Origin of the sequence: Streptomyces sp. NPDC048257 (assembly GCF_043201855.1) — a bacterium.
GTDB lineage: Bacteria > Actinomycetota > Actinomycetes > Streptomycetales > Streptomycetaceae > Streptomyces.
The window spans coordinates 497,347-511,188 of record NZ_JBICZI010000003.1 but is presented as its reverse complement, the minus strand read 5'-3'; the positions used below and the strand labels follow the sequence as shown (position 1 = coordinate 511,188).

Below are 13,842 nucleotides of genomic sequence, written 5' to 3'. Positions count from 1 at the left end.
CATGAGGGGCCGCGCGACTCCGCCGGTGCGCCCCCGTTCGGTCCTGCGACCGCGCGGGGGTGCATCACCGAGGCCGGCGGCCCTGGGACACGGTGAACGCCACGAGGAATCCGGCGAGTGCCGCCCAGACGGCGCCTTCGGGGCCGGCGTGCAGCCAGCCCAGCACCCCCAGGGCCACGGCCGTGAGTGCTCCCGTGAGGACCGCGCGGGGGTCGCGGAGGAACATCCACTGGCGACGGCCGCTGCCGGGCTCCCGGAGTTCGGCGAGAGCGGTTCTGATGACCAGGGCAGCGACGACGACCGTCACGGCGATGAGGGTCGCTCCCATGGGTGCTCCCGATGTCAGTTCTCGGTTGACGGCTGCGGGCTCGGCGGCGGTGAGGGAGGCGATGAGCAGGGCCACCAAGCCTATGCCCGCGAAGCCCGAGGAGCCGATGACGTCCGTCCGGGCGAGGCCGGGGTCGAGCCGGGCCCCGGTGACCTGGGAGGCGAGGCAGGCCGGACCGTTTTTTGTCCGCAGGGCAGAAGCCTTGCCCAGAGCAGCGCCGTGCGGGGTAGCCTCCACGAAAAGGGGCCCAGCTCCGGAAGAACTTTTCCGAAAGCGTGCGTTCGGAGCGCGTTGCACTCGGAATCGACCGGAACTCGCGGCCCCGCGGGCACCATGGACCTGCCGTCGTCTGCGCACCGCGCACTCCCTGGAGGGACACACGTGAAGGACTCGAAGGACAGGCTGGAAGCACTGCGGGCCGAGATCGAGCGCCGCAATCCCGCGCAGCCCGAGTTCCACCAGGCGGTACGGGAGGTCCTCGAGACCCTGGCCCCCGTCTTCACCGCCCGGCCCGAGTACGCCGACCCGGCCGTGGCCCTGGTGGAGCGGCTCACCGAGCCCGAGCGGCAGATCCTCTTCCGCGTCCCGTGGCAGGACGACCGTGGTCGGGTTCACGTCAACCGCGGCTACCGCGTCGAGTTCAACAGCGCGCTCGGCCCGTACAAGGGCGGCCTGCGCTTCCACCCGTCGGTGGACATCGGTGTGGTGAAGTTCCTCGGCTTCGAGCAGATCTTCAAGAACGCCCTGACCGGCCTCGGGATCGGCGGCGGCAAGGGCGGCAGCGACTTCGACCCGCACGGCCGGTCGGACGCCGAGGTCATGCGGTTCTGCCAGTCCTTCATGACGGAGCTGCACCGGCACATCGGAGAGCACACCGACGTGCCCGCCGGGGACATCGGTGTCGGCGGCCGCGAAATCGGCTACCTCTTCGGCCAGTACCGGCGCATCACCAACCGCTGGGAGGCCGGCGTCCTGACCGGGAAGGGGCAGGGCTGGGGCGGCTCCGCGATCCGGCCGCAGGCCACCGGCTACGGCAGCGTCCTGTTCGCCGCCGAGATGCTGCACGTGCGCGGCGAAGCCCTCGACGGCCTGACCGCGGTCGTCTCCGGCTCCGGAAACGTCGCCCTCTACACCGTCGAGAAGCTCCAGCAGCTCGGCGCGAACCCGCTGACCTGCTCCGACTCCCAGGGCTACGTCGTCGACGACAAGGGCATCGACCTCGCGCTGCTGAAGCAGATCAAGGAGGTCGAGCGCGGGCGCGTCAGCGAGTACGCGGCGCGGCGCGGATCCTCGGCGCGGTTCGTGCCCGGCGGCCGGGTCTGGGAGGTCCCCGCGGACGTGGCCTTCCCCTCCGCGACGCAGAACGAACTCGACGCGCAGGACGCCCGCACGCTCATCGCGAACGGCGTCAAGGCGGTCTCCGAGGGCGCCAACATGCCGACCACGCCCGAGGCCGTACGGATCCTGCAGGAGGCCGGGGTCGCGTTCGGGCCCGGCAAGGCCGCCAACGCGGGCGGGGTCGCGGTCAGCGCCCTCGAGATGAGCCAGAACGCCGGGCGGGTGGCCTGGAGCGCGCAGCGGGTGGAGGACGAGCTCGCCGCCATCATGCGCTCGATCCACACCGTCGCGCACGAGACCGCGGAGCGGTACGGCGCCCCGGGGGACTACGTCACCGGCGCGAACATCGCCGGCTTCGAGCGGGTAGCGGACGCGATGCTGGCGCAGGGCGTCATCTGATCCGACGATCGCGGCGCGGGCACGGGGGCGGGCACCGGCGTGGACCGGCCGGCGGGCCGTCCCCGCAGGCGGTACCGGGGCCTGCCGCCTTCGACCTCGCCTTCGACCCCGTCCGCGGGCGCGCTCGCGGGCGCCTGATGCGCGGCGAGGTCGAAGGCGGTCAGCACGCGGCGGGTCAGAACACGACGACCGTGAACGGGTTGTCCGTGTAGTTGCCGTTGAGGTCGTAGGTGTAGACCGTGACGGCGTCCGGGCCGCAGACGCCGTTGGGGGTGGTGCTGAAGCTGCGGCGGTTGGAATTGGGCAGCTCGACGGAGACGACGCTGAACGCCAGGTTGACCTCTTCGCTGACGTTCACGCAGTACCGGCCGGTGTTGACGTGACGCACCCAGTCGATGTTCTTCGCCCGCCTCAGCGCGCCGGAGGCGGTGACGTCCGCGGCGGCCTGGACGTAGGGGGAGGTGATCGGCCTCGGGTCGGCCGCGGCGGCCGCGGGGACGGTGAGGGCCCCGGTCAGGGCGAGAGCGGCCGGCAGTACGGGGATGAAGCGGTGCATGACTGACACTCCCTGCGAAGGCGCCCTACGGCGAGTTGCGGACGATCCACCCACACTCGACCGGCGCGCACCACGCTGCGGTCGCCACGCCGGTCCGGCATGGGCCAACTGGAGCCGAAGGTCACCCGGGTGGCCCGGACGGTACGCCCGTCGGGGGGCGTCGTCCCGGCCCGTTCTCGTGCGAGGCAGACCCACTGTGGCGCCCAGAGGACTCCGGCAGAGCACTGCGGGGTCCTCGGGGCCCGGCCACCTGCGACAGCACCGCCGCGGCCCGCTCGGCACCGTCGAGGACCTGCTGCGCGGCCACACCGCCTCCTTCGCCGGTCGTGACGGCGGTTTCAACACCTCCACGGGCAACGGCGGCAGGACGGTTCGGGCGGTTGCGCTACCAGGCCGGGCGCGGGTCTTGACGTTCGGTCGAGAAGCCTGCCGGCACCTTGGCTCCTCCGTCCGTCCGCCCAAGAAATCCCGGGCTCGGCGAGTATTCATCGGTCAGCCGTGCTGGGGCGTGGAACCGCTGGAGACCCGGGTGCGGTTCCTCGGCCAGCGCGCCGTCGTACATCATCCACAGGCCGAAGCAGTCGTCTTCCTCATCGTGGATCAGCACCTGCACCTGCTCGGGGTGGGGCCAGGGAAGCGACTCCGGGTGCTTGAGCAGACCGGAGTGCGTGTACTGCCTGAAGAACTCGATGACCCGTCCGCCGACGAACAGGCCGAGCGGCTCGGCCCTGCCCCTCTCCCGGGGCGGGGCCGTCACCGTTGAGAAACTCGAGGCCGCCGGCCCAGCTGTCCTCGGTGAGGGCGGAAGAGGCCCAGCTGTCGGGCCGGGCCTCGGGTGTCGCCGCTCACCCCGTGATGAACCATGCTGCGGCGGCCGTGGCCACCGCCGCCGCAGCGGCCACCGCGCTCCAGATCACCGACGTGCGGTGCCACAACGGGACCGCCGCGGCCGCAGGGGCGACAGGGACGGGTGGGGCCTCCGGTACCGGCGTCCCGCCGGGGTCGTGGGTCGCGGTGGCCCGACTGTTCGATCCGTGGTCCGCCTGGGCGACGGGCGCCGTCAGGTGCAGCCTGGCGTCGCCCTGGATGTGGATGCTGATGACCGGCCCCCGGGAGGGGTCCCCGGGGTTAGCTTGGGAGCTCACGTACTTCTCCTTCTGAGGGGGCGTGAGGTCCGGAGCGGCGGGGCTTGCCCGCCAATGGCCGCTCCGGCCGATGGTGCGCCCGGTGGGGACGTGGTAGCCGCCACGGCCCCACCGGCGTGTCATGGCGGTTTCACCGCCTCCGCCGGGCGGAGCCCGGATTCGCGTCCGGTGGCCCTGCCACGTCCGCCGCTTCATTCCGCTTCGTCCACGCCTTCGGCTGTCAGGTGGAGCTCCCGGGCCAGGCGCCGTCGCGCGGAGTGGGAGAGGGAACGGACCGTGGACGGGGAGACGCCGAGCAGGTTCGCGGTCTCGCCGCTGCTGTAGCCCAGGAGGTGCCGCATGACGATCACGTCGAACTGGCGTCCAGGGAGGCGTGCGATGGCCTCGTACAGGCCGAGGCTGCCCCCCTCCAGCCGTTCGAGGGCCCCCCTGGCCGCGTCCATCAGCTGGGGCAGCCGGGGCTCGGGCGTCCGGAAGCCGGGGTGGGACTGGACCGTGTGCCGCAGTACCTTCCACGCCCAGGCGGCCGGCTGTTCCGCGCTGAGGAAGCTGTGCCAGTTGGCGAGCAGCACGGCGAACGCCTCGGTGACCGCCTCCTCGGCCGCGGCCCGTGACGGCAGCTGGGCGAAGGCGTACTGCGCGTAGCCCCGGTAGTTCAGCGCGTGGAACGCCTTGAAAGAACGGGGCATCCGGGCGGTCGCCTCTGCGAGGTCGGAATCCGGCATCATCGCGAGGCCCGCCCCGCGGCCGCGAGGCCCCACGGATCCCGCCGACTGCCGGTCGGCATCGGCGGTACGCTCCGAAGGCGAGGCGCCCGGCGTCCTCGGGCCCGGCAGCGGCGCGGGGCCTCCGGGGGGCAGCTGGTCCCCCTCCGGCTCGTCCCCGTCGGCCTCGCCGCCCGTATCGAGGCCGGGCCGCCGCGTCGGTTGCCCGTATCCCGCCGCGGTGTCCGGCCCGCCTGCCTGGCCGCCCCGGTCCTCCTGCCCCTCCTGACCGGCCCGCTTCTCGATGGTGTTTCTGAGGGATGCCACGTGACGCGTTACCGCTTCGCATTCCCGCCGCAGCCGGTCGCGTTCATGCGTGACGGCGTCGAGTTCCTTGAGCGTCCGGGCGAGCCGTTTCCCGCACTCGGCGACGTTCATCTGAAGCCGAGAGACCAGCTGGAGCAGCTCTTCGACGTTCGTGCCGGGCACCACCGGCCGCCGGTTCGGCGGCACGACGGTCCCGGGCGCCCGATGCAGCGGCCCGGCCCTTCCCGCAGGCTGCCGTACCGGCGCCGGTACGGGAGAACGAAGCCCTTGCTTGGCCTGTTCCGCCTGTACCGATCTGGTCCGCTCGTCCGGGAAGCAGATGGCCGCGACGGCGTCGACGAACTCCTCGGTGAGGCCGCAACCCGCCAGCCGGAGCCCCACGGTGCTGCGGCTGGGGACCGGCTCGCCGGAGAAGTGATCCGAGGTCAGCGAGAGGTGCAGGGCGCTGATCGTCAGCCTGTCCGCCTGGTCCATCCACGTGCGCAGCACGCCGGCGGTGATGTTCTGCGCCTCGGTCTTACCTTGTAACGGTCCCCATGGTCGGGATGTGCGGCCGCCTGGCATCCGCGACTCCTCGTTCGTCTCGGAGCGCTCACTTTGCTGGCCTGACGACATTCAGGAAAGTTGTCCAACAGCGGCCCTTGGACAACTGCCACCTCCCTTCCGATCCGTCGGAGACGGCCTGGGTTCGCGCCCTCCGGAAGGAGGCGTACGCCGGGGCCCGGCCTGCGAGTTCACGCCGGCCGCCTGTTCACCAAGGCATCGGCGGGCATCGTGCCCGACGGCTGATCCGTGCTGACGCCGAGGTGCGCCACGGTTGGAGGTTGCGGCGGCGGCCCGGGCGTGTGAGCCGGGGCCGGAGCCCCTCCGCGGTGTTTGCTGGGGGGAGGGAAGAACCGCGTCCGCGGGGACCGCCGTACGCCAGGAGGAACCGAACAATGAAGTTCGCCCAGATCATCGACTTCGAGACGGAGCGTATCGACGAGGTGCGCGACCTGCTGCGCACCTACGAGGAGCAGGCCCGCTCGCAGGGCCGCACCGGTGCCCCGACCGCCCGCACCCTGCTCCGGGACCGGGCGAATCGCAGCCGCTATCTCGCCGTCGTCGAGTTCGAGTCGCACGAGGCGGCCATGGCCAACAGCAGCGCGCCCGAAACCAGCGAACTGGCCGCGCAGCTGTCGGCACTGATGACGAGGCCGACCGTCTACACCGACTGCGATGTCCAGGACGAGTGACGAGCGGTGGGAGGGCAGTGAGGCTCGGCGGGCAGCACGAGCAGCCGGCTGACCGCGCTCGGCACGCCGTAGGCCTTCCGGGCGCGTTCGCCTGCAGCGGCAGGGTGTGTGCCTGGAGGCGGCGCCTCGCGGTGGCCAGGTCGGGCACGACCTTGTGCGCGCCGACGCTCCAGACGGCCCGGCCGGTTCCGCCGGAGCGGGCGGGTAGTCGGCTGCCGCTGCCCGGGGCGACCACCAGGGAGCCGGTCTCCGTGACCGCGGCGACGCTGCCGGGGTCCGAGGGGCGGACGACGTTGGGCCGGACGGCCGGCGGACACAGACGACCGCGCCGCCCCGGGTGTGCAGGTGGAACTGGGCTCAGCGCGGGTCCTCGTGGCTACGGCTCCCGCCGCGGTCCGTGAGGAGGTCCGCCAGGCGGCGGGCCGGGGCGGAGGGGTCGGCCGGGTGGAGCAGTTCGGTGCGGTGGACCAGGCGGGGGGCCCGGACCGGGACCGCCGTCACGCCGGGAAGGGCGGCGGCCAGCGGCAGGGGCAGCGCGGCGAGGCCGTGATCTGCCGCGGCGAGTGCGGCCAAGCCGTGGACGTCGGTGCCGAGGTGGCGGAACCGGGGGCGGAATCCGTCTGCGCCGCAGACGGCGCGCAGCCGGTCGAGGGGGACGGCCGTGTCCGGGGAGTCGATCCACTGGGCCTGCGCCAGGTCGGTCAGCCGCACCGAGTCCCACCCCGCCAGCGGGTGGCCGTCCGGGAAGACCACGGCCAAGGGCCACTCGAATGCGGCGAGGGTGACGGTCGGGCCGAGGTCCGGCAGCGGAAGCGGGTCGCTGGGTGCGGCCACGCCGTCGACGAGGCCGAGGTCGGCGCGTGCCGTGAGTACCTCTTCGATCACCGCTTTCCGGCCCACCACCCGTACTTCGACGTCCACGCGGGCCCGGGTCCGCAGCCGGGCGAGGGCCTGGGCCACGGACGGGCCGAGCGCTGCGGGGGAGCAGGCGAGGGTCAGCCGGTCGGAGGGGGCACGGTGCAGACGGGCGATGTCGGCGCGGGCGGCGTCCAGCCGGAGCAGCAGCGCGGGAGCGTGTTCCATCAGCCGGGCGCCGGCCGGTGTGGCCGCCACGGGACGGCGCTCGACCAGCCGGGCGCCCAGATCCGCTTCGAGCGCGGCGATGTGCTGGGAGACGGCGGACTGGGTGTAGCCGAGGGCCGAGGCGGCGGTGGAGAAGGAGCGGTGGTCGAGGACCGCGACGAACGTGCGGAGGAGATGCGGATCCATGTGCATCAGTATCGCTAATGCGCGGACCGGCAATCATCGTTGGACCTGATGTCCTGCGGTCCGCAGGATGGTTCCCATGAACAGCGCCCCGCACCGCACCCCGATGCACCGGACTTCGACGCACCGGACTTCGAACGAGCCTCCGCAGTCCACCGCCTCCACCGCCCACACCGCACGCACCGCCCGCATCGCCCTCGTCGGCGACCGCTCCGAGGCCGTCCGCGCCCACGCCCGGATCCCCGGGCTGCTGCAGGCACTCTGGCTGCGCGAGGGGCTGGAACTGGACGCCTACTGGATCCCCACCGAGGACGCAGGCCAGGGCATGGACGGCTTCGATGCCGTCTGGGTGCTGCCCGGCAGTCCGTACCGCAGCGAGGGCGGAGTCCTGTCGGCGATCCGGACCGCGCGCGAGGGCGGCATCCCCTTCCTGGGCACATGCGGCGGCTTCCAGCACGCCCTGCTGGAGTTCGCCCGCAACGTCTGCGGCCTGGACCGCGCCGTACACGCCGAGAACGACCCGGCCACCGCCGAGGCGGACGCCGTGGTCGTCCCGCTGGCCTGCTCACTGGTCGGCCACGAGGGCACGGTCCGGGTCACCCCCGGATCGCGCGCCGCCCGCCTGCTCGGCGCCGACCGTACAGAGGCGCGCTACCACTGCAGCTACGGCCCCAATCCGCACCACCTGGACCTCCTGCGGGCCCACGGCCTGACCTTCACGGGCGCCGACGAGTCCGGCGACATCCGCATCGCCGAACTGGCCACCCACCCCTTCTTCCTGGCCACCCTCTTCCAGCCCGAACTCGACGGGGACGGAACCCGCGCCCATCCGCTGATCGCCGGACTCGCCGCGGCCGCCGTGGAGCACGCCCGCCGCCGCCGCTAGCCGCCGCCGGCGGCACGGCGGACCGGAGCAGGGGCTCCGGGCCGCTTCGACCCGGCGGGCGTCAGCGCGCGGCTGGTTCGCTCGCCACGGTCGCCCAACTGCCGCCGTTCACCGCGTACACCGTCAGCCGCCGGTTGACCGTGTCTCCGGCCGCGTCGAAGGCGACGCGACCCGTGACGCCGTCGAAGGTCAGTCCCGCCACCGCCCGGGGCAGCTTCGCCCGGGCGTCGCCGGGGAGGGTGCCGTTGCTGGCCGCCACGACGGCCTTCACCGCCTCGATGAGGGTCCAGGTCGCGTCGTACGCATAGGGGCCGTACCAGCCGGCCGCCTCGGGGTACCCCGCCTTCTGGTAACGGGAGAGGAAGTCCTGCCCCGCCGCCGATTCCTCGGCGGCCACGCCGATGTTGGTGGCGAGGTCGCCCTCGGCCTTCGCGTTCGCGGTGAGGTACTGCTGGTCGAAGATGCCGTCGCCGCCCATCAGGGGGACGTTCACCCCCGCCTGCTTGAGCTGCTGGGAGAGCGGTGCCGCGGTGTCGTAGTAGCCCCCGAAGTAGACGGCGTCGGCTCCCGAGGACCGCACCCTCGCGGCGAGGCCCGCGAAGGCGCGTTCCGCGGGATCGACCTGCTCGGTACCGACGACGGTCCCGCCGAGCTTCGTGAACTCGGCCGTGAAACCAGAGGTGAGGGCGGTGCCGTGGGCGCTCGCGTCGTCCACCACGTAGAGCTTGGTCTTCTTCGCCTCGCCGTGCAGGTACCGGGCGGCGAACGGCCCCTGGTCGACGTCCGTGGCGACGGTGCGGAAGTAGGTGGTGTAGGGACGGGACTTGGTACCTGCGGCCCAGTCGGGGCCCAGCGTCAGCACGGGGTCGGTGTTGCCCGGGGACACGACGGCCAGGTTCGCCTGCGCGAGCGGTGCCACCAGAGTCTTGGCGACACCGGAGTTGAGGGGACCGACGACGCCCAGCACCTTCTCGTCGGACACGAACCGGACGGCGTTGGGTTCCCCCTTGGCGGGGTCGGCGCCGTCGTCCAGGGCCTTGATCTCGAAGTTCACGCCGGGGACGTGCCGGGTTTCGTTGGCGGTCCTGACCGCCAGGTCGGCGGCGTTCTTGACACCGACGCCCATCGAGGACAGTGCGCCGCTGAGCGGTGCGTCCACCCCGATCACCACCGTGACGGAGGATCCCCCCGAGCCACTGCCGGCCGCCCCGCCACCGCGGGGCGCGTCATCGTCACGGGTGAGGGTCCAGGTCAGGACGGAGCTCGTGGTGAGGGTGGCCAGCACCGCGCCCAGGACCACGGCGCGCCGGGTGAGGGGCCGGCGCCGGGTGGACGCCCGCCCGGACGCGTCCTCGGCCGCGTCCTCGGCCGGGGGCTGCGGCACGGGCGGGCGGGCCGGCCGGTCCGGCACGGGTCGCCGCGGGGCGCCCGAGGCGAATCCGGAGTCCAGGGCCGTCGGGGTCTGCGGTGACGGCGTTGTCGACGGTGCCTGCTCGGGCACCGTCGGAGCGGAAGCGGTCGTCGCCGCGTCCGGTGCCGGTGCGGGGGTCGTCCTCGGGTCGGGGGTGGGTGGGGAACCGGGCTCGGATGCGTGCCCCTGCCCGGCGGACGCGTCGGGCCCGGGCGTCGAGGACCGCAGCACCGCTGCCAGCATCTCGGCCGCTGCTGTGGCGTCCACGCGCTGCGCCGGGTCCTTGGTGAGGAGGGCGTCCAGCACGGGTGCCAGCGGGCCGGCGTGGACCGCCGGCCGGTACGGGCGCGTGAAGACGGCCACGGCGAGGGCGTGGAGCCCCTCCGCGTCGAACGGTGGGTGCCCCTCGACGGCGTGGTACAGAGTTGCGCCGAGCGCCCACAGGTCGTTGGCCGGGGTCGGGCGCTTACCCTCCAGCTGCTCCGGCGGCATGTACTGCGGCGTGCCGATGACCATCCCGCTGTGGCTCAGCTTGGTCGTCGCGTCCGCGAGGTGGGCGATGCCGAAGTCGGTGAGGACGACGCGGTCCTTGGTGAGGAGCACGTTGTCCGGCTTGATGTCACGGTGGACGATCCGCGCCCTGTGTGCCTCGGCCAGCGCATCGAGCACGGCGGCGCCGATCTCGGCCACCCGCCGGACGGGCAGCCGGCCCTGGCTGCGGATGGTGGCGGCAAGGGACTGCCCGCGGATCAGCTCCATCACGATGACGGGGACGCCGTCGTGCTCCACGACGTCATGGATGGTGATGATCCCGGGGTGGCTGAGTGTGACCGCTGCGCGCGCCTCGCCGATGAAGCGCTGAAGCAGCGCGGCGCGGTCGCCGTCATCCATGCCCGGCGGGAAAAGGATCTCCTTGACGGCCACCTCGCGTCCGAAGAGGTGCTGGTCGAGGCCGCGCCAAACCCGGCCCATACCGCCCTGGCCGATACGTTCGACCAGCTGGTACCGGCCGGCGATGAGTTCGGGATTCTGCTCGGTCACGCGCACACTCTAGGTCCTGCTGAGCCGATCAGGTGACGAAAGAATGGCTTGATCACACCCATGGGGAGAGGCCGTGCCTTCGCGCCCGATGACGGCCGGCCCCCTGGTCCGCCTCGGCACGGACGACTGGTTCCAGCCCCGCAGTACGGAGACCCGTGCGCAGCCCCACGGCTGCTCGTCCCCGTGTGCGCAGGTGCCGGTGGTCTGCGGCTTGCGCGTCTCGACGAGTTGAGCGAAGGCGCCGACCGGGCCGACGGTCGAGGTCAGCGGCGGCGGCGGTTGAGTTCGCCGGGCGGGGCGTACACCCTGCGCGCCGGGGACAGCTTGTCGAAGCGGGCCTCCTGCCGGGCCCGGTCCTCCGTCTGCAGCCCGTCGAGGTTCTTGGTCCGTGTGGCTCTGTCACTCCAGAGGAGGAACGCGACCAGTGCGGCGACAGGCAGTCCCAGACATGCATAGAAAACGATCATGCCGTTCATCGCTCCCCCTTGCGAAGATCAGTAAGCGTGCCGAGTCTGCTGGCGGCGCGGGGCGTGAGTCAAGGCCCGAGGCGCCGAACTCGGTGCAACGCTCACCGCGCACCCGGCGACATCGAGATCGCCCTTGCCGGATTGGTGGTGCGGGGGAGTTTCAGACGACCGCTGCGCACTAAAGCCGCCCTCCGGTCATCCAGATGCGTGCCATCGCATCGGCCAGGGCGGGGTATCGGGCGGCCTCGCAGAGCATTTCCGAGAGCACGAGCATTCCGTGAGCGGTGCTCCGCGGATCGCGGTTCTGGTGCAGCCGGATGACCGCGTCGCCCAAGGGCCGCCGCCCGAGCAGGATCCCCGAACGCCGGACGGCTGCGGCCGTCTCCAGGTCGGCGCGGGCTCCGCCGAACGGCAGGGCTTGCGTTCGGCGGAGGCCCGACGGGGCGACCGCGTCCCGCACGTGGCGGACGTACGCTTCCGGCGGGGCCTGGCCGTTCTCGAAGACGTTCCGGAACCCGGCGATCCGGAGGCTCGTATTGCGTGGGCGGAGCTCGATGTAGAGCTCGATGAACAGACCGCGCAGTTGGACGTGGAGGGGGAGGTAGGGCATCTCGCCCACCTTGCGCCCGGCTCCGCCGAAGAATCCCTGTGCATCTTCCGCTTTCGACCGGATGGTCGACGTCAGGGATCGATACTCGTCGGCCGAGGCGAGTGCCGGGGAAAACAGCATCGGCATCAGCATGGCCGGCATCAGAGGAGAGGTCCAGAACTCGGACTTCCCGTGAGCGATCTGACCGCAATCGCTTGGATCCTGCTGCACTCACGCATGCAAATCACCACCTTCGCCATATTCCGACGAGGGGTTTATCACCCCTGTCGGTGCCGGGTTCGGTCCGATGCGCTCCTTTGTAGTCGCCCGGGTGGAGGCCAAGAGAATTGTTGGCCTCTGATGCTAAGAAATCAGGCAGCGGGACCGCAGCGAGACGGCCGGGGGCCGATCCGCTCTGAATGCCGGAGTTCCACTCGGTTTAGTCGGCAAGGGAGTCGGTGCCGCGCCGTCGAGCGGTGCCAGAAGTGCGCGCTTTCAATGCACCCTGTTCGGCGGCCCGGTGATGCATGACCTTGCCCGCCGGGTGCCGTGGTGGGCGGGGCGCACATACTTCGGGGCCCAACTGTGGTGACGCGCTACATGTGCGGCTGACCTGGGCGTTTCTATGGTGTGGCGACACGGAATCGTCCCCGCCCCCGTCGGAAGTGGTACTCATGGCCGCCGCTGCAACCGCTCCTCCAACCCCCGGCAGCATCAAGCGCGTCGTCGCCGCCAGTCTGATCGGCACCACCATCGAGTGGTACGACTTCTTCCTCTACGGCTCGGCCGCCGCCCTGGTCTTCAACGAGCTGTTCTTCCCCGGCAGCGAGCCCCTGGTCGGCACCCTCCTCGCCTTCCTCACCTACGCCATCGGCTTCGCCGCCCGCCCGCTCGGCGGGCTGGTCTTCGGCCACTACGGGGACAAGATCGGCCGCAAGCGGCTCCTCGTCCTCAGCCTGCTGCTCATGGGCGGGGCCACCTTCGCCATGGGCCTGCTCCCCACCCACGCGAGCATCGGCGTAGGGGCCCCGATCCTCCTCACCCTCCTGCGCCTGATCCAGGGGTTCGCGCTCGGCGGGGAGTGGGGCGGGGCGGTGCTGCTCGTGTCCGAGCACGGGGACGACAAGAGCCGCGGCTTCTGGGCCTCCTGGCCCCAGGCCGGCGCGCCCGGCGGGAACCTGCTGGCCACCGGGGTGCTCGCGGTCCTGGCCGCCGTCCAGTCCGACGAGGCCTTCCTCGCCTGGGGCTGGCGGATCCCGTTCCTGCTCTCCGGCGTGCTGGTGATGATCGGCCTGTGGATCCGGGTGTCGGTCTCGGAGTCCCCGGTCTTCCTGGCGGCCCAGGCGCGGGCCGCGGCACAGGCCGCCGCCGGTGTCCGGGCGAAGCCGCCGGTCGCCGAGGTGTTCCGTACGAACTGGCGCGGCGTCCTGACCGCGATCGGCACCCGCCTCGGCGAGAACATCTCGTACTACGTCATCACCGCCTTCCTCCTCGTCTACGTCACCAGCCACCTCGGGCTGCCCAAGAGCGACGGCCTGAACGCCGTACTGATCGGTTCCGCCGTCCACTTCGTGGCCATCCCCGCGTGGGGTGCGCTGTCCGACCGCGTCGGCCGCCGCACCGTCACCCTCATCGGCTCCGTTGGCATGATCGGCTGGGCGTTCGCGTTCTTCGCGCTGCTGGACTCCAAGTCCTTCCCGGTGATCGCCGCGGCCGTGACCGTCGGGCTGCTCCTGCACGGCGCGATGTACGGACCGCAGGCGGCCTTCATCTCCGAGATGTTCGACACCAAGGTCCGTTACTCCGGCGCCTCGATGGGGTCCCAGCTGGCCTCCCTCATCGGCGGCGCGCTCGCCCCGATCATCGCCGTGGCCCTGCTGCGCGACTACGACTCGTCCCTGCCCATCTCGGTCTACCTCGCCGCCGCCGCGGCGGTCACCACGCTGACCGTCCTGGTGGCCAAGGAGACCCGCGGGCGTAGCCTGGCCCGGGAACACACCCCGGAACGCGACGCCGTTCCCGCCGCGCGCCGGGCCGGGCACGACGACCCGGTGGCGGCCGACAACTGACCTGCCGGTCGCGGGCGGTACCGGGATACCGGATCACCGGGGCGACCGGTGCCGCCCACCCGTCCGCGTCCAGCACCACGG

13 protein-coding genes and 1 pseudogene are annotated in these 13,842 nt (G+C 72.1%); 4 read left to right on the top strand and 10 right to left on the bottom strand.

Annotated elements, in window-relative coordinates; all coding sequences use genetic code 11:
- Window positions 1–64 precede the first annotated feature (64 nt).
- Window positions 65–565, bottom strand: a complete 501-nt coding sequence (locus ACGFZK_RS10040) for a hypothetical protein (RefSeq protein WP_393848370.1) — start codon at window positions 563–565, stop codon at window positions 65–67.
- A gap of 96 nt (window positions 566–661) precedes the next feature.
- Between ACGFZK_RS10040 and gdhA the strand changes: the two genes are divergently transcribed.
- The gene (gene gdhA, locus ACGFZK_RS10035; protein ID WP_393848369.1) at window positions 662–2,065 is read left to right on the top strand and encodes an NADP-specific glutamate dehydrogenase; all 1,404 of its coding nucleotides are present in this window, start codon (window positions 662–664) and stop codon (window positions 2,063–2,065) included.
- Window positions 2,066–2,240: 175 nt separating this feature from the next.
- Here the strand turns inward: gdhA and ACGFZK_RS10030 are convergent, their stop codons facing one another.
- From ACGFZK_RS10030 to ACGFZK_RS10015, 4 genes are all read right to left on the bottom strand, one after another.
- A complete protein-coding gene (locus tag ACGFZK_RS10030; RefSeq protein WP_393848368.1) occupies window positions 2,241–2,621 on the bottom strand; it encodes a hypothetical protein in 381 nt (126 codons plus the stop codon).
- A gap of 385 nt (window positions 2,622–3,006) precedes the next feature.
- Entirely contained in the window at window positions 3,007–3,378 is a 372-nt protein-coding gene (locus tag ACGFZK_RS10025) for a hypothetical protein (protein WP_393848367.1), read from the bottom strand.
- Between the two features lie 88 nt (window positions 3,379–3,466).
- Window positions 3,467–3,766, bottom strand: a complete 300-nt coding sequence (locus ACGFZK_RS10020; RefSeq protein ID WP_393848366.1) for a hypothetical protein — start codon at window positions 3,764–3,766, stop codon at window positions 3,467–3,469.
- Between the two features lie 191 nt (window positions 3,767–3,957).
- Window positions 3,958–5,286 carry a sigma-70 family RNA polymerase sigma factor gene (locus ACGFZK_RS10015; protein WP_393848365.1) on the bottom strand — a complete coding sequence of 443 codons (1,329 nt, stop codon included), beginning with the start codon at window positions 5,284–5,286 and terminating at the stop codon, window positions 3,958–3,960.
- A gap of 449 nt (window positions 5,287–5,735) precedes the next feature.
- Here ACGFZK_RS10015 and ACGFZK_RS10010 point away from each other — a divergent pair, with 449 nt between their 5' ends.
- Entirely contained in the window at window positions 5,736–6,032 is a 297-nt protein-coding gene (locus ACGFZK_RS10010) for a hypothetical protein (RefSeq protein ID WP_393848364.1), read from the top strand.
- A gap of 118 nt (window positions 6,033–6,150) precedes the next feature.
- On the opposite strand, the pseudogene ACGFZK_RS10005 reads toward ACGFZK_RS10010, so the two are convergent.
- Window positions 6,151–6,267: pseudogene (locus ACGFZK_RS10005) on the bottom strand (hypothetical protein); the annotation flags it as partial.
- 122 nt (window positions 6,268–6,389) lie between these two features.
- Window positions 6,390–7,301, bottom strand: a complete 912-nt coding sequence (locus ACGFZK_RS10000; protein ID WP_393848363.1) for a LysR family transcriptional regulator — start codon at window positions 7,299–7,301, stop codon at window positions 6,390–6,392.
- A gap of 76 nt (window positions 7,302–7,377) precedes the next feature.
- Between ACGFZK_RS10000 and ACGFZK_RS09995 the strand changes: the two genes are divergently transcribed.
- The gene (locus ACGFZK_RS09995) at window positions 7,378–8,184 is read left to right on the top strand and encodes a hypothetical protein (RefSeq protein ID WP_393848362.1); all 807 of its coding nucleotides are present in this window, start codon (window positions 7,378–7,380) and stop codon (window positions 8,182–8,184) included.
- 61 nt (window positions 8,185–8,245) lie between these two features.
- Here ACGFZK_RS09995 and ACGFZK_RS09990 read toward each other — a convergent pair whose 3' ends face one another.
- The 3 genes from ACGFZK_RS09990 to ACGFZK_RS09980 form a co-directional block, all read right to left on the bottom strand.
- Window positions 8,246–10,636 carry a bifunctional serine/threonine-protein kinase/ABC transporter substrate-binding protein gene (locus ACGFZK_RS09990; RefSeq protein WP_393848361.1) on the bottom strand — a complete coding sequence of 797 codons (2,391 nt, stop codon included), beginning with the start codon at window positions 10,634–10,636 and terminating at the stop codon, window positions 8,246–8,248.
- A gap of 263 nt (window positions 10,637–10,899) precedes the next feature.
- Complete coding sequence (locus ACGFZK_RS09985; protein WP_393848360.1) at window positions 10,900–11,112, bottom strand: hypothetical protein; 213 nt, start codon at window positions 11,110–11,112, stop codon at window positions 10,900–10,902.
- A 169-nt stretch (window positions 11,113–11,281) separates the two neighbouring features.
- The gene (locus ACGFZK_RS09980; protein ID WP_393848359.1) at window positions 11,282–11,845 is read right to left on the bottom strand and encodes a ribosome-inactivating family protein; all 564 of its coding nucleotides are present in this window, start codon (window positions 11,843–11,845) and stop codon (window positions 11,282–11,284) included.
- A gap of 521 nt (window positions 11,846–12,366) precedes the next feature.
- Here ACGFZK_RS09980 and ACGFZK_RS09975 point away from each other — a divergent pair.
- The gene (locus ACGFZK_RS09975) at window positions 12,367–13,761 is read left to right on the top strand and encodes an MFS transporter (protein ID WP_393848358.1); all 1,395 of its coding nucleotides are present in this window, start codon (window positions 12,367–12,369) and stop codon (window positions 13,759–13,761) included.
- Window positions 13,762–13,842 lie beyond the last annotated feature (81 nt).

Excerpts from the sequence above, each read along its gene's own strand:
- gdhA (WP_393848369.1), top strand. The coding sequence starts at position 662 with ATGGACCTGCCGTCGTCTGCGCACCGCGCACTCCCTGGAGGGACACAC.
- ACGFZK_RS10030 (WP_393848368.1), bottom strand. The coding sequence starts at position 2,621 with ATGCACCGCTTCATCCCCGTACTGCCGGCCGCTCTCGCCCTGACCGGG.
- ACGFZK_RS10010 (WP_393848364.1), top strand. The coding sequence starts at position 5,736 with ATGAAGTTCGCCCAGATCATCGACTTCGAGACGGAGCGTATCGACGAG.
- ACGFZK_RS10000 (WP_393848363.1), bottom strand. The coding sequence starts at position 7,301 with ATGGATCCGCATCTCCTCCGCACGTTCGTCGCGGTCCTCGACCACCGC.
- ACGFZK_RS09995 (WP_393848362.1), top strand. The coding sequence starts at position 7,378 with ATGAACAGCGCCCCGCACCGCACCCCGATGCACCGGACTTCGACGCAC.
- ACGFZK_RS09985 (WP_393848360.1), bottom strand. The coding sequence starts at position 11,112 with ATGAACGGCATGATCGTTTTCTATGCATGTCTGGGACTGCCTGTCGCC.
- ACGFZK_RS09980 (WP_393848359.1), bottom strand. The coding sequence starts at position 11,845 with ATGCTGATGCCGATGCTGTTTTCCCCGGCACTCGCCTCGGCCGACGAG.
- ACGFZK_RS09975 (WP_393848358.1), top strand. The coding sequence starts at position 12,367 with ATGGCCGCCGCTGCAACCGCTCCTCCAACCCCCGGCAGCATCAAGCGC.